The sequence below is a fragment of the Microcoleus sp. T3_B1 genome, from assembly GCF_036700445.1.
Lineage (GTDB): Bacteria > Cyanobacteriota > Cyanobacteriia > Cyanobacteriales > Microcoleaceae > Microcoleus.
The window spans coordinates 123,252-141,784 of sequence record NZ_JAUBOX010000003.1 but is presented as its reverse complement, the minus strand read 5'-3'; the positions used below and the strand labels follow the sequence as shown (position 1 = coordinate 141,784).

Genomic DNA, 18,533 nt, shown 5'->3' with positions numbered 1-18,533 from the left:
ATCCATCGGCTTAATGATTATTTTATATTTGACCACAATAACTTAAGACAGTAGTGTCACAAGTTACAACACACAAGATGTTATAAGAGTTCCGAATATTGTCACATTGAGACCAAAATCTTGATAAAACATTAAAAATCTTTACACGCGATTTGAGGACTGATATCAATTCGGGTTGTATCGGAAGGATTAAACCGCTCTTGATGCAGAGGAAGAGATGAAGGATTCCGATGTCACCGGATCAGATATCACCAACCCTGGCGTTTGAAACCCGGCGGTTGAAACCGCGTCTACACAAACAAAACCCGCCTCCGCGGGTTGAAGAGTCGTAGCGTAGCGGGGCGTAAGCCATCGCACATTTCTCTAAAATTCCATATTTCTTAGTCCGCAGAGGCGGACATCGTTTGTGTAGACGCGGTTTCCAACCGCCGAGGATTTCTTTAGCCCTTAAGAAAATTGATTGACTACTCAGTAGCCACAAACTTTTGAACCCTCGCCAGAATTATTTCTAATTCAGCGATGATTTTTGTAGCCCCCTCCACATCATTAGATTCGGCCCGACTTTGAAGCTGATCTGCCATATCGGGCATTAACCGCACCGCCGCCGTAGCGCTGACACCTTTAATTTGATGAGCGTGGCGGGCGAGTGTCTCCATATCTCCCGAGGCGATCGCCCCCTTAGCAGCTTCTAAATAACTAGCAGTATCCACCACAAAAGCTTGCAGTATTTCCCGCTCAAACTCTAAATCTGCGCCCGAAATTTCGTGCAAACGTGCCATATCGACTACCGATTCGATATCGGGATCAGAGTTTTGAAGTTCCTCCCCATTAAACTTGGGAGTTCCAATTTTTAGCTTGGCCGACCAATTTGCTAGTACCGATTTTAACTTTTCGATCGCAATAGGTTTGCTAATATAATCATCCATGCCCGCCGCCAGACACTTTTCTCGATCGCCCTTCAAAGCATTCGCCGTCATCGCAATCACCACCGTCTTTTGATGTGGCTCCATCTTCCCAGCAGCATCATCTGCCACTTCCCGGCGGCGCAATTCCCGCGTTGCTTCGTAACCGTCCAAAACCGGCATCTGACAGTCCATCAACACAATGTCATACTTTTTCAGAGCAACCATAGATAGCGCCTCTGCGCCGTTATTCGCGACATCCGCCGCGCATCCCAAAACTCTGAGTTGATTGAGACCCACTTTTTGATTAATTGGAGTATCTTCAACTAACAAAATCTTTAAACTCCCTAACTGCCGGTTGTCAATAGCTGAGGCTCGATTGGAGGTGGGATTTGCCAGCGGCTCATCAATCGGCGTCATCGGGGCGATCGCATTCGCCAAGCAATCAAATAGTCGGTGAGCTTTAACAGGTTTAGTTAAATACCCGCTAAAACCGCTATCAACCAAGCGTTTCGCCTCTGCAAGCTGAGTCATTGAAGTCAGTACCACCCAATGCGTCTGCTGCATTGCCGGCTCAGAAATCCTCAAGCGTTCGAGACTTCCCGCCACCATTTCCGGCAACTGAATATCAACCAAAACGATATCGTAAGGGGAATTAACGCTAACAGCTTTGTACAGAGATGCGATCGTCATCCAACCGTTCTCAACCTCCTCAACTTCCATTCCCCACAAAACAGCCATTCTCACTAGCACTTTTCGCACTGTCGGCTTATCGCTGGCAACTAACATTTTTCGCCCCGCCAGCACCGTTTCAAAATTCACGTCACACGCTGTCCCGACAGCGGTTAAATTTTCCGTAACTGTCGGCACAGTAAACCAAAAAGTCGAGCCTTGACCAGGGGTACTTTCCACACCGATTTGCCCATCCATTAACTCCACCAACTCCTTAGAAATAGCCAGCCCCAAACCTGTGCCACCGTATTTTCTTGTCGTAGAGGCATCAACTTGAGTAAAAGATTGAAACAGCTTTTTTTTGTCTTCGGGAGCAATCCCAATTCCTGTATCTGTGACTTTAAACAGCAGGAGCATAGAGTCATTGTTTTCTATTTTTAACGGTTCGATATTCTCTAAAATTTTCTGATTATCGCTACCTGCCAACAACCCAGGATTACTAGCATTAGCAACCTCAATTACCACTTCTCCTGCTTCTGTAAACTTAATAGCATTGTTGATTAAATTAGTGAGTATTTGCCGCAACCGCGCTGCATCGCCTTTAATTTGCAGCGGCACATCGCTGTCAATCAGCGCCACCACTTCTATACCTTTTGCTTGTGCTGGATTAGCCAACAAATCCAGCACTTCATCCAGACAGATACTGAGGTTAAATTCGATTGTTTCTAAGCGCATTTCTCCTGCTTCCAGTTTGGAGAGATCCAGAATATCGTTAATGATGGAGAGTAAATTTTGGCCGCTGAGTTTCAGCGTCTGTACAAAGTCAAGTTGTTCGGGAGTAAGATTTGTTTTCAGCAGCAAATCAGTCATCCCCATCACTCCATTCATCGGAGTGCGGATTTCGTGACTCATATTTGCTAAAAATAGCGACTTCATTCGAGATGCTTCTAGGGCAGCTTCTCGGGCCTGCTGCGCTTGTTCAAAAAGAGTAGATTGCTGAATGGCGATCGCCAACTGCACGCTCAACCTTCCCAGCAAATCCATCTCAGAATCAGTCCAAACACGCGGAGCGTTGCACTGATGGGCAATCAGCAATCCCCACAACCGATTTTGACTCGTTTCCAAACTCCTTCCCGGCAGTTCACTTCGAGTTTCCGGCGAATATTCGGCTGCCAACCCCTGACTTTCATCCCCTATAAAAATTGGTACAACTAAATTAGCCCTTACCTGCAAACTAGCAAGTAAATCTCGGTGTTCCTCGCTCAAATTTGCCGTATAAATATCTGCCATTGCTTGAATTGTTCCTGCACTGTACAGCCATACAAAACTTTCCCCAAAGGATGTTCTTTGAACTTTTCTGCCCAGCAGTGGCATCCAATCATCCCCTACAGATTCCACAACAACCAGCGCTGTTTCCTCGGACTCAAAACGATAAATTACGGTGCGGTCAGTGCCCAGCAACTGCCGCACTTCTTGTACAGCAGTGCTCAGAGTTTGAGTGAGGTTGAGAGACTGCCGGACTCGCTGGGCGATCGCCGAAACCAGCCGTTCTTGTTCTGCTTGTTCGCGCAGCCTTCTCTCAGCTTGCTTGCGTTCGGTGACATCGCGAATTACCGCAGCAAAGCACAGCGGTTCGGTGGTTTGAGGGTGCTTGACCAGAAAAGCATTCATCACAACATCAATGGGTTGTCCGGTGGCCAAGTGCTGCATTTGACCTTCGCCTTGCCACTGGCCATGACTGATAATTGTTGGTAAAATCTCTTGACTGAATTTCTGTTGAAAATAGGGCCCAATATAATCCCATATCTCCGTATAAAGCACTCCCAAAAGATTCTCTACACCCACCAGTTTTCGTCCGGCTTCGTTGACAAACAGCGTTTGGCCTTTCAGGGTAGCCATACCGATAAAATCGCTGCTGTTTTCAATCAGCGACACAAATTTTTGCCGTTCTTCTTCTCCTTTTTTGCGTTCGGTAATGTCGCGCTTGACGCAGACATGACAAATTACATCGTCGGCGTTGTTAATCACAGAGTATGCCGCAACGTCGATCGCCAGCGTCTGGCCGCCTTTAGTGGAGTTAGTAATTTCGCCCCGAAAACTTCCTGTTTTTGCTAAACTTTGGGCAATTGCCAAAAAGCGCTCCCCCGCAACCAGCGGCGAAGCTTCTGCTTCTAATTCCGCGTCTGTGTATCCTAGAAGTGTTTGGTGAGCAAGATTTTGTTCGACGAAAAACCCGTCAGCATCGATAATGACGATCGCATCGTTGGAGTTTAAAAATATTTCTCGGTAAAGTTTTAGTTTTTCCTCAGCTCGCTTGCGTTCGCTGATGTCTCTTTTGACACTTACATAACAAACTACATCCCCAGCATCATTTAAAACCGCAAAAGCCGAAACCTCGACCTCAACTGTTCCTTCTTGCACAGCCTTAATAAAGGTCATTTCGCCTCGGTAACTCCTAGTTTCTGCCAAGCTTTGCATTACCGAGGCAAATCCCTGTTCTCCCATGTGAGTTGCCGGGGTTTTTCCCCACAATTTAGACGAACTGTGGCCCAGCAAAGCCGTGTGAGCTTGATTTGTTTCTAAGTAATAGCCTTGGGCGTCTAAGATCGCGATCGCATCGTTGGATTTCAAAAAGATTTGTTGATAAAGTTGCAGCTTCCGTTCAGCTTGTTTCCGGGCGCTAATATCTGTGAACAAGCCGTAGTAAACTATCTCCCCCGATGCTTGAAATTCGGGCTGGGAAGCTCCTTGCACCCATTTAAGTTTTCCTGACGGAGTGACAATTCTTCCTTCCCAGCGCCAAGGCTGCAAATTTTCAGCAGAAAGCGTCACCGAGTTGAGAAAATCATCTCGATCTTCGGGATGAATCATGTCAACAATTACATTAAAATTCTGCTGAGCAGCCTCTGGTTCTATTTCATACAATTCTCGGCAGCCCGCGCTCACAAACGAGAAGACCATTGAGCCGTCTGGATGCAAGTCAATTTGATATACCGTACCGGGTACGCTAGCAGTAATTTTTTGCAGTTGGGCTTGGCTTTGATTCCTGGCTTCATCTGTGGCCTGCAATTGACCAATCTCTCTAGAAAAACCCAAAACCCCAAATATATTACCCTCTGCATCGCACAGTGGCACTTTTTGCGTGTCAAAGATGTGCTGTTTGCCACCTTCAAAGACGATCGCCTGGTAGGGATTGCGAACCCTCTCCCCAGCCAGCACAGCTCGATCTTCCTCGCGGATGCCCCTAATTTTGCCGTTGCGATCGCCAAATACTAATTCGGCACAAAACCCTAATTCAATATCATCTTTGCCGATAATTTCCGCAACATTTTTGCCCACATATTCAGCAAAACTTTGATTGACAAAAATGTATCTAAAGTTTCTATCTTTCGCAAAAACTCTGTCCGGAGCCTCGTCCATTACAGCCCGCAACAATAGTTCTTGACTTGCCGAATCCAGAGCAAAATTATTTTGAAGTTGAGCCTTGACACTGGTCGTTTTAGTTGCTAGAATATTTAACTGTTTTGCACAAATTTGAGCGACCGTGTGGAGCAAACAAAGGTGTTCCAAATTAAAAGCAGTTGGCTGCTCTGCACCAATGAAAAATACTCCCAACAATTCTTCACTTTCATCTGGGTTGGCTGGTGCCATCAAGACCGACTGAAACTCAGCAATTGGTGGCGGAGCGATGTTGTGCGCCCACTCCCGATTGCCGGCGAGCCATTCAGCGCCAGCAGCTTGCAAGCGCCCTTCAATTTCGGCTTTGGCGCCAGCAGTTAAGGGCTGTAAGTGTTGCAGGTATAGTCGATCGTCCGGTAGCGTCAAAATTGCGATCGTCTCTGTGGGAATGAGGCGATCGAGATGTGTCAGACACGCAGACCAAATTTCATCAGCGCCAGCCGCGAGTTGTATTTTCTCCGTAAGTTCGTTGAGAACTTGCAGTTCCAAGGTACGCTGGCGGACTTTTGCTTTGAGGCTGGCGGCTAGGATTTGCATAGTGCTCACCACGCTGGTTTGCTTATATTATAATTATTAATTTTTAAACTTTTTCAAACAATCATCTTAAAATACATCCGCCGAAAAGACAACTTTTTTATATTGAAATTACCTTCAACCGATAAAATAAAGCGTGCGATCGGGAGCAAATCGGCACCGCAAAGCACCAGGTTCGCTCCCGAAGCGAGATTAAACGGCGAAGTTATCCCATTAAAATCACGTTATCGATGACGTGAATGACGCCGTTATCAGCTTCGATATCCGCAGCGACAACTGTAGCATTTTTCACCTCAAAACCGTCAGAACAATCAATTTTAATCGGCGAACCTTCCAAGGAAGTAACAAAACCGAGTTTTGCCAAATCAGCTTTCATAAACTTGCCAGAGACGACATGAAACATCAAAATCCTAGTCAGTTGGGGAACGTTCTGCACTAGGGTTGTGATAGTTCCCGGCGGCAATTTCGCAAAAGCATCGTCATTGGGTGCAAAGACAGTAAAAGGGCCCGGACTTTTGAGCGCATCTACTAAATTAGCTACTTGCACGGCTGTTACGAGGGTTTGGAACGAACCCGCACCTACGGCAATATCAACAATATCAGGCATTGTGTTTTACCTCATCTGGGAAAAAAGTTCTATTAAGTATCGTAAACTGAGGCGGGCAACAATACCTAGTGTCTTTTTTGAAAAATTGGTAATTCTTTTGTAGTGAGGACTTCAATCCTCAGATTTTTGATTAGGAGTTCAGTCCTCACTACAAAGCTAATAATATAGGACTTACAGATGGGGCCCAGAAACCGGGTTTTTTACGAAAATACTTCGTTAAAACCCGCAGATTAGGTAAAAAACCCAGTTTCGAGGTGTCGGAGTGCGTAAGTCCTGTAATAGTTATTTTACCAGATATAATATTACTAACCGCTTGGCAATTTAACGGCGCGGTGCTTTTCAAGTGCTACAAGACTGCTGGCGATTGTGATACCAAAACCTCGGTTTCTAAATCTGCTACTTGAGCATTTAGGTTTTCTCCCTTGTGAATGCTAAAACTGCCGTACAAAATTGAAATTTCAAAAATGTCTGTAGTAATCACCGCAGGCTTGCGGTGTTCCCGCTCGCCCAAAGAAATTCCGAAGAATTCAGCTTCCAGTTCGCCAACTGCCTCTTCATCCTGTACAGTCCAACTAATATCGCGACAGTCTTTGAATGCCAACATATAAGGCAATCTTTCTTCGGGATTGTAGACGCATTCAATTAATACTTCGTTTCCCCATAAAGATACGTTTACTTGGGTGATTAAAGATGTAAAACCACCCAATCCAAGCAAGTTATAGTCATCCTTCCAATCACTCATTTAATTTTTCTCCCGTATTGTGAGGACCTGGAATTAAATTACCCTATTCATCTCGCGTTCGCAATAAATTACCATCTCTATCGAGACGGAAACCTTTGTTGATATTTCTTCCATCTGAGCCATATTTCGGTGCAGGCGTTCTAATCAATTCACCGTTAGGACGGATCGTTACTGTTGACTTCTCAAAAAATTTATATGCAACATAACCATCTCTAGTAGTTCTGATTTCGGCACCCAATCCGCGCAAAAAATCATCGACTTCTTGGCGAGTCATCCCGGTTAAGTCTCCAAACTCAGATGCAATTCCATTTCCTCCAACTCCCTGACTCGGCACGCAAGTCTCCTCACCAACCATTGCCTTTTCGAGTTTAGCACATTACCTTTTGCAAGTAGCTACGCAATACGCTTGTGATACCAAAACCTCTGTTTCTCAACTCATTCCCAAGTCTTTTATCTAAAATCTCACAGCTAACATCGAAATTACTAAACGACTGCTTGCGCTTGTGATACCAAAACCTCTGTCTCTAAATCTTCAGCATTGAGGTTTTCTCCCTTGTGAATGCTAAAACTGCCGTACAAAATAGAAATTTCAAAAATATCAGTATGAATTAAAGCTGCTTTCCGGTGCGCGTCTTCACCTAAATGAAAACCAATCAAATCAGCTTCAGGATCTTTGACATCTTCAGGATGGAACACCTCCCAACTGATGTCTCGGCAGTCATGAAATACTATGCTATAAGGCAATCGATCGCCTGTCGGATCGTAAATACATTCAAATAAAATTTCATTTCCCCACAAAGACACATTGACATTTGTGATGAGGGATGTAAGTCCACCTAAATTAAGCAAGTTGTAGTCATCGGGCATATTAATTACTCACTTTTTCTCCAGTATTGTGCGTCCCAGGAATCTTATTGCCAAATTCATCGCGTGTTTTGACCAAGCTGCCATCTTTGTCAAGACGCAAACCTTTGTTTATTTTTCGGCCATCGGAACCGTATCTGGGAGCTGGGGTGCGTACAACTTCACCATCAGGACGGATATTGACTCGCGAACGATCGGCAAATTCGTATTCAAGATAACCCCCTTCAGTAGTTCTGATTTCTGCACCCAGCCCGCGCAAAAAGTCATCGACTTCTTGGCGAGTCATCCCGGTTAAGTCTCCAAACTCAGATGCAATTCCATTTCCTCCAACTCCCTGACCCGGCACACAAGTCTCCTCACCAACCATTGCCTTTTCTAGTTTAGCACATTACCTTTTGCAAGTAGCTACGCAATACGCTTGTGATACCAAAACCTCTGTTTCTCAACTCATTCCCAAGTCTTTTATCTAAAATCTCACAGCTACAATCGAAATTACTAAACGACTGCTTGCGCTGGTGATACCAAAACCTCTGTCTCTAAATCTTCAGAATTTAGTTTTTCTCCCTTGTGAATGCTAAAACTGCCGTACAAAATTGAAATTTCAAAAATATCAGTATGAATTAAAGCTGCTTTCCGGTGCGCGTCTTCACCCAAATGAAAACCAATCAAATCAGCTAATGGTTCTTTTACTTCCTCTTCATCATGCACCTCCCACATAATTTCTCGGCAGTCTTGAAAAACTAAAGAGTAAGGCAATTGATCGCCTGTAGGATCGTAGATACATTCCAGTAATACTTCATTCCCCCACAAAGACACATTGACATTTTTCACGAGGGATGTAAGTCCACCTAAATTAAGCAAGTTGTAGTCATCAGGCATATTAATTACTCACTTTTTCTCCAGTAATGTGCGTATCAGGAATCTGATTGCCAAATTCATCGCGTGTTTGGAGTACGCTACCATCTTTGTCAAGACGCAAACCCCAGTTTATTCTTCTACCATCGGAGCCATATCGCGGTGCCCGCAGGCGAACAACTTCACTATTAGTGCGAATTATGACTTTTGACCTGTCAGAAAATTTGTATTCAACATAATTTCCTGAAGAAATTTTTACCTTAGCACCCAATCCGCGCAAAAAATCATCGACTTCTTCGCGAGTCATCCCGGTTAAGTCTCCAAACTCAGATGCAATTCCATTTCCTCCAACTCCCTGACTCGGCACGCAAGTCTCCTCACCAACCATTGCCTTTTTGAGTTTAGCACGGTTGAAGAATGGGAACAAGGAAGTTCGGCAACGGATTCGCTTTCTGAGGATGTAACGGAAGAAGGAAGAAGGAAGAAGGAAGAAGTTCGGCAACGGATTATGTAACGGATGTAACGGATGTAACGGATGTCAGTCCGAGGGAAGTCGGAAGAAGGAAGAAGGAAAGATCATTCCTCAAACTCGCAATGCCCAATGCTTTTCGGCCCAATTATCAATTCCCAATGACCAATAATCAATTCCCAAAACAAATAGGGGGTGCGTTGCGCCCCCCTACTCATTAACTAACTAAAGTAGGAAACAATTATTAGCCACCGATTTGAACTTTAACCACGCGGTTCTTTTCCGCTTCCGCTTTGGGCAAATTCAGGTGCAAAACTCCATTTTTGTACTCAGCTTGTACGCTGTCATTTTGAACCCGTGCGGGTAGGGGAATCACCCGGCGAAACGAACCGTAGCGGAACTCAGAGCGAGTCATGCCTTTATCTTCACTCTTAGTTTCCAGACGGCGTTCGCCACTGATAGCAACAGCTTCTGCGGTTACTTGTACGTCCAAATCCTTAGCTTCCATGCCCGGAACTTCTAATTTAAGGTGGATGGCTTCGGGAGTTTCATCGAGTTCGGCGGGGGGTACAAAAGCAACACCGTTAGATGCGCGATCGGTTGCCGGTGTCAAGCTATCAAACAACCGATTCATTTCTCGCTGCAAGGAGTCCATTTCCCGCAAAGGTTCCCAACGAATAAGTGCCATAACTAATACCTCGACTATCTGAAGTTTTTAGGGGTTGAGAAACACTTGACTCAACTTGTATTTAATATATTCCAGCTCCCGAAACTGGGGGAGTCGGTTTTCCGCAAAAAGGCCGATCGCATTTCCGAACATTCGCGATCGATATTGTAAAATCATCAAAAGGGGCGGGTATCCGATCCAACCGGAACCCAGCAATTTTAGATTTTAGATTCGAGCGAGGAATTCCCATCTAAAATCTAAAATCGAAGGTTCGATTAACTCCACCGCGAATGCTGATAAGAAGCGTAGGTATCAAACAAAGCACCCACCAAACCAAAAGTTAGACCGATAACGAAAAAACCCTGGAGGGGACAGCCGCTGCCGAAAGTAGCTAAGAACTGCAAAATCAGCTCTTCTCCAGAACGACCAACTCCTTGGAGAGCAGGCACGAAGCCAATCAGCGAAAAGCTAGTCAATCCTGCGCCGATTAACAATACGGGGGCGACAAAGCTCAACAGGCCCGTCAGCAGTACAGAGCGAAGAAAATTGGGAAAAATGCTCATAAGAGTCAGTAAATTCAGCTAAACTGCCGAAAGGTACAAGCAAACAAAACTTGTCCTTTTCTACGATAGGCAGCGATCGCCCTCAGTGGCCGGTTCTGTCAGAAATCTTAAATGTTAGAGAAAAAACTTGTTTAAGATTTGTAGATAAATTTCATTTTTGGCAGTTGTTCTATACTCGAAATCCCCTTGAGCACCACTACATCTTCCAGCCTCAGTTTGTGGAGTCAGCGGTTGCTGGCAGCAGCTTTATTGGGCGGCCAAGTCATGCTGCACTTGCTGAGGGGCAAAATTCACCGCCGCAACACCCTCGACCAAATGGCAGCAGTCGGCCCGGAATCTCTGCTGATTGCTTTGCTGACTGCGGGTTTTGTCGGCATGGTATTTACTATTCAGGTAGCGAGGGAGTTTATTAACCTCGGTGCAGGCAATGTCGTCGGTGGCGTTTTGGCTTTGTCTTTGACGCGCGAACTCGGCCCCGTCTTAACAGCCGTAATCGTGACGGGACGGGTAGGTTCGGCTTTTGCAGCGGAAATCGGCACGATGCAGGTAACAGAACAGATAGATGCCCTGCTGATGCTCAGAACAGACCCGATCGACTATTTAGTAATTCCCCGCGTCCTTGCTTGCTGCTTGATGCTGCCAATTTTAACTATCATGTGTCTCGTCACCGGCGTCGCGGGCGGACTGCTGATTGCTACGACGATGTACGGCATCTCTCAAAGCGTGTTTTTAGAATCAGTCCGCAATTTCCTGAGTCTGTGGGATATTTGCAGCGCGGCAATTAAGGCTTTTGTATTCGGTGGTTTGATTGCTGTAATCGGCACTAGCTGGGGTTTGACCACCACCGGCGGGGCAAAAGGCGTCGGCCAATCGACTACTACGGCGGTGGTGACGGCTTTACTGGCTATTTTTATTGTGAACTTTTTCCTGACTTGGCTGATGTTTCAGGGGACGGGCTCTAGCGTACTCAAAGGCTTGTAAGCTAGGAAACGGTAAAATATAAAGTATTGACAAAATTCGTTTAACTTAAACCCGTGAATAGCACTGCCTCTTCGACTGCGCCGGCAAGTACGATCGAACTCGCCCCGAGTTATGCCATTCCCCTAGTCCTGGTACTGGCGGGCCTAGCGCTGCTGTTCGTGCAGAAGTGGGTGAGTTTGCCACTTTCGCTGTTCGGCTTGTTTCTGATGTACCAAGCTGCCACCATCCGGCTGCAATTTACCCCAACTGATTTGGACATTTATCGATCGTCCAACTTAATCCGCCGCTTTCCTTACCGAGAATGGCAAAATTGGCGGATATTTTGGCCCGCTGTGCCGATTTTGTTCTATTTCAAAGAAATTAACAGCATTCACTTTCTGCCGGTTCTGTTCGATCGTAAAATGCTACAGGCTTGCTTAGAACAGCGCTGTCCCCGTCAAGACTAAAAAAGTTGTTAATTTTAAATTTTTAACTTTTCCGTGCCCACGCCGAACAAAATTTCCCATGAATTCAGACGAATCTCCAACCCAAGAACCGCAACCACAACCAGTCGCCCCAAGCGGTGACGGCGAAGTCGATTTACCCGTGAATGAGACGGAGTACCAAGTTCTATCTCAAACACGAGATTTGTGGATCGACGAAAATGAACTGCCAGCCCAACTCCCGCCGGAAACAGACCCGCCGCTGGACGAGGAAGATGCCGAAATCGCCCAATTCGTGGACGAAGCAGGCGCAATCGCCCAAATTCCACCCAACACCGACGAGGCCGAATCAGAAAGTCCGATCGCTCAAATCGAGCCTCCCACAGACTCCCAGCCAACAGCAATCCCAGAAACGGTAACGCACATCCCAGAAAATATTACCGAACAGTTGGCAGAGAGAGTCCAAGAATTGCAGCAGCAAGAACAAGCTTTGACTGAAAAAATTGCCACATTGGAAGCCGACAAAGCCAATGCTATAGAAGCGTTGGGCCAGGCTCAAGCATCGATCGGGCGTTTGGTACAAGACGGCTTGATTCAACTAGATCAGCGCAAACAAGCGCTACAAATCGAAGTAGAAAAACTAGAACGCCGGCGCGATCGAATTCAGAAGGAAATGCGAACCACTTTTGCCGGCGTTTCCCAAGATTTAGCAATTCGAGTTCAGGGTTTCAAAGACTATTTAGTAGGGAGTTTGCAGGATTTGGCCGCCACCGCAGAACTCTTAGATTTGACACCGCCAGTGCAAGAGACACCACAGCGAACTGCTGCTGAGGAGTCTCAATCCTCAGCACCGGTAAATCCCAAATTTGCCGAACAGGGATTTCAAGAACAAGCCAAACAAATTCGCCGCACCCTCGATCAATACCGTACTGTCCCCGACTACTACGGCCCGCCTTGGCAACTCCGCCGCACTTTTGAACCCATCCACGCAGAACGAGTTTCTAACTGGTTTTTCACTCAAGGAGGAAGGGGTGCTTTGCGGACTATGGGTTCGCGCTTGCAAAATATCTTGATTACTTCGACAATTATTTCTGTACTCAGAAGCGTCTACGGCGGACGGGTGCGGACTTTGGTGCTCGCCAACAGTCCCGAACGTTTGGGAGAGTGGCGCCGGGGTTTGCAGGACTGTTTGGGCATTACTCGCAGCGATTTTGGCCCGGAAAGGGGGATTATTATGTTTGAGTCTGCGGAGGCTTTGGCTCAAAAAGCCGATCGACTGGTGAAAGATGGTAAATTGCCACTAATTGTCATTGATGAAACTGAGGATTTAATTAGTTTGTCAATCCTGCAATTTCCGTTATGGCTGGCCTTTGCTGCCGATCCGCAAACTTTGACGACTGCTAAGGATTTTTGAGCAAGTCCGGGCGAATATAATTCGCTGCTATACAAACTTTCGTCCGCCTGCGCGGACTGAAGAAACTCAGAGGGAAATTGACCGGAATTGGTTGTTCCTTCTTCTTCCTTCTTCCTTCTTCCTTCTGCCTTCTTCCTTCTGCTGTACACGAAATATCAAATTAAAAAATGGCTAGCTGGATAATTTTAAATGGCGCATTGCTAATAGCAGCTTATCTGCTGGGTTCGATTCCTACGGGGTACGCCTTGGGGAAATGGATGCTAGGAATTGATATTCGAGAGGTTGGTTCGGGTTCGACTGGTGCGACTAACGTACTGAGGACTTTGGGGAAGTGGCCGGGGTTGGGGGTTTTGTTGGTTGATGTGTTGAAGGGGGTAAGTGCGATCGTCCTAATCCGCTACATTTACTCTCTCACTTTTACCAGCCAGCTAGCAACCGCGGCAGGTTTAGAAAATACTGCAACTCTCCTCCCTTGGATGGCAACTTTGGCCGGTTTCTCTGCTGTTTTGGGCCACAGCAAATCAATCTGGCTGGGGTTTACCGGCGGTAAATCTGTGGCTACGAGTTTGGGAGTTTTGCTGGGTTTGTACTGGCCAGTTGGTTTGGGAACTTTCGGAATTTTCGGGATAGTATTTGCGGTGTCGCGAATTGTTTCTTTAAGTTCGATTATAGGGGCAATTAGCGTTGCTGGATTGATGTTTGCTTTACATCAGCCGCTGGCTTATGTATTGTTTGGAATTGCGGGCGGTGTGTTTGTAATTGTACGGCACCGGAGCAATATTCAGCGTCTGTTGAATGGTACGGAACCGAGAATTGGGCAGAAATTGGAAACAGCAGCTAGCGATTGATATTACCCACAGTCAGGACACGGCACTACAATTAATCGGGTGATGGTTACATCCAAGCCAGGAAGATTGATTATTTTGCGGTAGGGAAACGGCATTGCCGTGTCCTCCGTTGCTGAATTAGTCCTAGATACAGAAACCTGGTTTTTTACGGAAATAGTGCATTTTAGCCTTTAACACTGAGGAAAAACCCGGTTTTTTTGGTATTGATGCGTAATATTATGTCCGATCGATCGCCCATAATACAATTGCCGGGGCGGGTTTGTGAGATTGTCCGTTTTTGGCAAATATTATTGGTGAACCCGCCCCTACAGGAATCAGGGTAATCGACCGGACATGATATAACTCCTGTGAATGTAAAATGCGATCGCCTTTTTAGAACCCAGACAAATTCGGCGAAGTCGGGGATTTGGGTATAGCGCTTAATAAAATCCCTAAAATTTTTCCGACATCGCTCAGATAATACTCGATCGCATCAATAGAAACAATATTGCCCTCTAACTTCAAAAATCTCCACACAGTACCCGATGTCACGGCTCCATAAATGATGGGAATCTGATTTCCTTCTTCCTCATTAAATAACTGAGCCGCTAACATCTCCGCTGCACACTGCCCGAAACCAGCCTTAATATCTTCTTTTTTAGCTTCAACAAGGGTAATCACAGGGGCGCTGATAAACAGCCGTTCCGCTGACAAACTCATTAAAAAATCACAGGTTCCATTTAATCCTTTTTCAGGAGCTACATTAAACTCGGAACCTGAAAATAAACCAATCTGATAATTTAACTGCCGCCTAACTTCAAGTAAAATTGGTGCAATAATCAGTTCGGATCGAGCTTTTTCCGTATTTATATCTACTGCTAATGCTGCGTTTTCTTTCAACGCTACTTTCAGGATTTCGCTAGATTCTACTTCTGATATATCGGCAAACAAATCTTGATTTTCGTTAAGAGTTAAGTCAAATTGCTTGACAAGTTCCTTCAGCTTGAAGTCGCTATAAGCCATCTTAAATTCTCTGTTTTTATTTACCTAATTCTTGAGAACGCAAACAAGCTGCTTTCACTGCTTCGATTAGGGCAGAACGAAAGCCGTTACTCTCTAATTTAGCAATTCCCGCAATAGTTGTACCGCCGGGACTCGTAACTTGATCTTTCAATTGTGCCGGGTGCATTCCCGTTTCTTGCATTAGCTTCGCTGTACCAAATACTGTTTGTAAAGCTAATTGAGAGGCGATCGCCCGTGGCAGTCCTGCACAAACTCCGCCATCTGTCAAGGCCTCTATCAAAATTGCTACATAACCAGGCCCGGAACCCGAAAGCCCAGTCACCGCATCGAGCATACTCTCAGGTACTTCTACCACTTCTCCCACGGCCTGAAAGATGCGCTTTACCAATTCTAAATCAGCCGGTTGCACGAGTTTTCCCGGAGCGATCGCGCTCATTCCCGCCCCTACCGTTGCCGGAGTATTCGGCATCACCCGCAGCACTCCCCGCCCCGGAAAAGCTGGTTCGAGCTTGCTGAGTGGCACTCCTGCCAAAATCGACACTACCAGCGCTTCTGGCTGGGAATTAGCCGTTTCTCCATTATTTCCTTGTTTGCGATCGGCCGCCACCGCCAACTCCAAAGCTACCGTATCAAAAACTTGCGGTTTAATCGCCAAAAACAGCACTTCTGTAGCCGCAGCAACTTCTAGATTGCTGGCTGTTGTTCCAATCCCGTATTTGTTAGCCAAAAACTCGCGGCGCTTTACCCCAGGCTCGCTCACCAATATTTCTGAAGGCAAATAAACTTTTTGTGCTATTAAGCGGGATAAGAGAGCTTCTCCCATTACCCCACCGCCGATCGTACCAAATTTTATGTTAGTCATTAGTCATTAGTCATTAGTCATTAGTCATTAGTCATTAGTCATTAGTCATTAGTCATTAGTCATTAGTCATTAGTCTACAGTGCTACCTTGTAGGGTGCGTCGCCCGCAACAATCTACAAGTTTTCTCGAACATCTGAAAGCGACGCACCTTACTATTTTATGCTAGTCATTAGTCATTAATTATTAGTTGCCATTAGTTATCAGTCAACTGTCTTAGCTAAGAGTTAAGCGCCCAGAACTTGCAGAATACAAAATTCAGGAGCTGGCTAGTTAAAAGCTTACTGGCTAATAACTAAAGACTAAAGACAGATGACTAATGACTAATAACTGCTGACTAATAACTACTGAGCTACTGGAGCTTGTTCTGCCGGCCAGACTGTCGGTGCAGGAGCAGCAGCACGAGGGCGTCCTTGAGCAGGAGGCACTTCGTGAACCACACCAGACTGAGTTCTCACCTGCACGCAGCTAGGCGTAAACAAGAAAATACTTTCGCCAATTCGCTCTTGATGACCGTCAAGGGCATAAGTACCGCCCGCCACAAAGTCCACAGCTCTTTGCGCTTGGTCTGGATCCATCACCGTCAGGTTCAAAACCACAGACTTCCGTTCCTTAAGGGCTCGAATTGCTGCCGGCATCTCTTCAAAAGTGCGCGGCTCCATTACTACTACTTCCGAAATCCCGTTCATAGCTCCAGGCATTCCAATCACGTTATTCATTACTGACCCTACTCCCCCGGTTGGTGCAACGACATCCATACCTGTCGATCCTACTACTGACCGCTCTCGCATTCTACGATTTTGACGACGTTCTTCTTCGGCTGCTGCGACGGCAGCGGGGTTGGGTTCAGGCGCTTGGTAAAAGTTCTGATACCGCTCCCCTTCAGTTTCGTCGTATACGTCATCGTACTCAGGCTCATTGTTGATGCCTACAAAATCTCGCAGTTTAGAAAAAATATTCATGATTCACGCTCCTTCACGACTTTGCTGCCCCGACTATACTCGCGTTGCGCGTTAGTCGCGGGTGGCTGACTATTCTATATTTAACCCAAATTGTCTTTATCAGAAGATTTCAATTATTTATCCCCTCCTAGAGCCAAATAAGGTTTGTCCTAGCCGTACCATAGTAGCACCTGCTTGAATTGCCAAATGATAATCTCCCGACATCCCCATCGAGAGCTGCTGCATTTGAATGCAGGGCAAATTTTGCTGCTGGATTTTCTGTGCAAGTTCGCGAGTGCTGTTAAATAATTCTAGGATTTGCGAGTCATCTAATCCCAGCGGAGGAATTGTCATCAAACCTTGAATTTTGATATGCTGACATTTGTTGAGCTCTGGAAGGTCGGCAAGCAGTTCTGGAACGCTCCAGCCGTATTTGTCCGGGTCGGGCAACATTTTGACTTGCAGGCAGACTTGGGGAGAGCAGGACATTTCCCCCGCCAAGCGCGAAAGTCGCTGAGCGAGTTTTAAATTGTCGAGAGAGTGAATCCACTGGAAATGCTCTAGGGCCTTGGCGGCTTTGTTGGCTTGCAAGTGACCGATCAAGTGCCAGTTGATATCCGGTAAATCTTGCAGTTGGCTTTGTTTTTCGGCAGTCTCTTGAACCTTACTCTCACCAAAATCCCGGATACCGGCCTCGTATGCTTCGCGGATAGCATCAGTCGGTACCTGTTTGGTAACGGCAATTAACCGCACTGATTCCGGCAAGTGTTGGCGAATGCTGTTAATTCGAGAGGCTATGGTCATGGGTGCTCAACGCTCTTGACGGGAGGGAAGGAAAATTTAGACAGTTACCAATTACAAAATTACTGATTTTCGTTATTGAAATGTGCGCTGGTGAATGGTCTGCAATTGGTCGTACTCCTGATATTGACCGCTGCGACGCAGGGTTCGCAGGCGAATTTCGACCATCAGGCGAGCGTCGGAGCGACTGATTGGTTCAAATCTCAGCCCCCCAGGGCCATTTGTCACCAAAAAAAACAGGCGCTGGGCGTATAGGGTGGTAAATAATTCTTGGCTGTCTTCAACCTGGGATACCCTGAAGAGGAGCCCAAAGTTTGGATGATTCAGGTAGGTTTCGGTAGTCATTAACACTCACAATCGATCAATTTTAGATTAAAGATTTAGATTTTAGATTTTAGTTTCGCTCGATCGCCCGACGGCGTTGTTTGAGAGCGGGGTACAAAGGGCGATCGCCGTAGCCGTGCAATAGTCTCCGTCGTGGCTGAGGCTTAATTGCCACTGGCAATTTCCCCAAACAGAGGCTTGTGCTGCTGCGGTTCCGTGCAGTTGCACATTGGGAGCACCGTTTTCGGAGCGCCGAATTTCCACATCTGCATACCGTATTCCCCGCCATCCCGTGCCTAGAGCTTTGACAACGGCTTCTTTTGCTGCCCAGCGACCCGCTAGCTGGTTGCAGGAAACTCGATTCATTTTACCTTTAATGCTGCTGTGTTGAGAATTTAGTTGCCCGCAATCCCTTTGTTCGGCGGGTGTGTAAACTTTTTCGAGAAAGCGATCGCCAAACCGGTCTAATGCGGCTTGAATGCGCGGAACATATACGATATCTGTCCCAAGATAGATGTTCAAGGTCTGGGTTCTCTAAATATTTGCCTCCATTACTTTAGCAGGACTGTCGCGTACCAGACAAAACTTACTCAAATCTAGGCCCGTG

General features: G+C 46.2%; 20 protein-coding genes. 4 read left to right on the top strand and 16 right to left on the bottom strand.

What is annotated here, in order from left to right; genetic code table 11:
* Nucleotides 1–464 precede the first annotated feature (464 nt).
* From QT990_RS03105 to QT990_RS03060, 10 genes are all read right to left on the bottom strand, one after another.
* Complete coding sequence (locus QT990_RS03105) at nt 465–5,570, bottom strand: PAS domain S-box protein (protein ID WP_333464929.1); 5,106 nt, start codon at nt 5,568–5,570, stop codon at nt 465–467.
* A gap of 202 nt (nt 5,571–5,772) precedes the next feature.
* Entirely contained in the window at nt 5,773–6,174 is a 402-nt protein-coding gene (locus tag QT990_RS03100) for a fasciclin domain-containing protein (RefSeq protein ID WP_015178455.1), read from the bottom strand.
* A gap of 346 nt (nt 6,175–6,520) precedes the next feature.
* The gene (locus tag QT990_RS03095; protein ID WP_333464901.1) at nt 6,521–6,916 is read right to left on the bottom strand and encodes a hypothetical protein; all 396 of its coding nucleotides are present in this window, start codon (nt 6,914–6,916) and stop codon (nt 6,521–6,523) included.
* 43 nt (nt 6,917–6,959) lie between these two features.
* Complete coding sequence (locus QT990_RS03090) at nt 6,960–7,271, bottom strand: hypothetical protein (RefSeq protein WP_333464900.1); 312 nt, start codon at nt 7,269–7,271, stop codon at nt 6,960–6,962.
* Between the two features lie 128 nt (nt 7,272–7,399).
* Nucleotides 7,400–7,783: a hypothetical protein gene (locus QT990_RS03085; RefSeq protein WP_333288108.1), complete on the bottom strand. Its 384-nt coding sequence runs from the start codon at nt 7,781–7,783 to the stop codon at nt 7,400–7,402.
* Nucleotide 7,784: 1 nt separating this feature from the next.
* Nucleotides 7,785–8,147 (bottom strand): hypothetical protein, encoded by a 363-nt coding sequence (locus QT990_RS03080; protein WP_333141008.1) that lies wholly within the window; start codon nt 8,145–8,147, stop codon nt 7,785–7,787.
* Between the two features lie 128 nt (nt 8,148–8,275).
* Nucleotides 8,276–8,659: a hypothetical protein gene (locus tag QT990_RS03075; protein WP_333141010.1), complete on the bottom strand. Its 384-nt coding sequence runs from the start codon at nt 8,657–8,659 to the stop codon at nt 8,276–8,278.
* Between the two features lies 1 nt (nt 8,660).
* On the bottom strand, nt 8,661–9,023 hold the full coding sequence (locus tag QT990_RS03070; RefSeq protein WP_333288112.1) for a hypothetical protein: 363 nt from the start codon (nt 9,021–9,023) through the stop codon (nt 8,661–8,663).
* 325 nt (nt 9,024–9,348) lie between these two features.
* On the bottom strand, nt 9,349–9,792 hold the full coding sequence (locus QT990_RS03065; protein WP_333141014.1) for an Hsp20/alpha crystallin family protein: 444 nt from the start codon (nt 9,790–9,792) through the stop codon (nt 9,349–9,351).
* 254 nt (nt 9,793–10,046) lie between these two features.
* Nucleotides 10,047–10,334 carry a hypothetical protein gene (locus tag QT990_RS03060; protein ID WP_333141016.1) on the bottom strand — a complete coding sequence of 96 codons (288 nt, stop codon included), beginning with the start codon at nt 10,332–10,334 and terminating at the stop codon, nt 10,047–10,049.
* A 186-nt stretch (nt 10,335–10,520) separates the two neighbouring features.
* Between QT990_RS03060 and QT990_RS03055 the strand changes: the two genes are divergently transcribed.
* The 4 genes from QT990_RS03055 (at nt 10,521) to plsY (ending at nt 13,999) form a co-directional block, all read left to right on the top strand.
* Complete coding sequence (locus tag QT990_RS03055) at nt 10,521–11,315, top strand: MlaE family lipid ABC transporter permease subunit (RefSeq protein WP_333141018.1); 795 nt, start codon at nt 10,521–10,523, stop codon at nt 11,313–11,315.
* Between the two features lie 53 nt (nt 11,316–11,368).
* Nucleotides 11,369–11,761 carry a DUF3119 family protein gene (locus QT990_RS03050; protein WP_333141020.1) on the top strand — a complete coding sequence of 131 codons (393 nt, stop codon included), beginning with the start codon at nt 11,369–11,371 and terminating at the stop codon, nt 11,759–11,761.
* 58 nt (nt 11,762–11,819) lie between these two features.
* Nucleotides 11,820–13,151 (top strand): DUF3086 domain-containing protein, encoded by a 1,332-nt coding sequence (locus QT990_RS03045; RefSeq protein ID WP_333288116.1) that lies wholly within the window; start codon nt 11,820–11,822, stop codon nt 13,149–13,151.
* Between the two features lie 167 nt (nt 13,152–13,318).
* Nucleotides 13,319–13,999: a glycerol-3-phosphate 1-O-acyltransferase PlsY gene (gene plsY / locus QT990_RS03040; protein ID WP_333141024.1), complete on the top strand. Its 681-nt coding sequence runs from the start codon at nt 13,319–13,321 to the stop codon at nt 13,997–13,999.
* A 372-nt stretch (nt 14,000–14,371) separates the two neighbouring features.
* Here the strand turns inward: plsY and QT990_RS03035 are convergent, their stop codons facing one another.
* The 6 genes from QT990_RS03035 to acpS form a co-directional block, all read right to left on the bottom strand.
* A complete protein-coding gene (locus QT990_RS03035; RefSeq protein ID WP_333141026.1) occupies nt 14,372–15,001 on the bottom strand; it encodes a hypothetical protein in 630 nt (209 codons plus the stop codon).
* Between the two features lie 16 nt (nt 15,002–15,017).
* Nucleotides 15,018–15,863 carry a pyrroline-5-carboxylate reductase gene (gene proC / locus QT990_RS03030; protein WP_333141028.1) on the bottom strand — a complete coding sequence of 282 codons (846 nt, stop codon included), beginning with the start codon at nt 15,861–15,863 and terminating at the stop codon, nt 15,018–15,020.
* A 341-nt stretch (nt 15,864–16,204) separates the two neighbouring features.
* Entirely contained in the window at nt 16,205–16,822 is a 618-nt protein-coding gene (locus tag QT990_RS03025; RefSeq protein WP_333080778.1) for a cell division protein SepF, read from the bottom strand.
* Nucleotides 16,823–16,939: 117 nt separating this feature from the next.
* On the bottom strand, nt 16,940–17,605 hold the full coding sequence (locus QT990_RS03020) for a YggS family pyridoxal phosphate-dependent enzyme (RefSeq protein WP_333464899.1): 666 nt from the start codon (nt 17,603–17,605) through the stop codon (nt 16,940–16,942).
* Between the two features lie 72 nt (nt 17,606–17,677).
* Nucleotides 17,678–17,947, bottom strand: a complete 270-nt coding sequence (gene pipX / locus QT990_RS03015; protein ID WP_006634205.1) for a transcriptional coactivator PipX — start codon at nt 17,945–17,947, stop codon at nt 17,678–17,680.
* Between the two features lie 42 nt (nt 17,948–17,989).
* Nucleotides 17,990–18,448, bottom strand: a complete 459-nt coding sequence (gene acpS, locus QT990_RS03010) for a holo-ACP synthase (RefSeq protein WP_333103882.1) — start codon at nt 18,446–18,448, stop codon at nt 17,990–17,992.
* Nucleotides 18,449–18,533 lie beyond the last annotated feature (85 nt).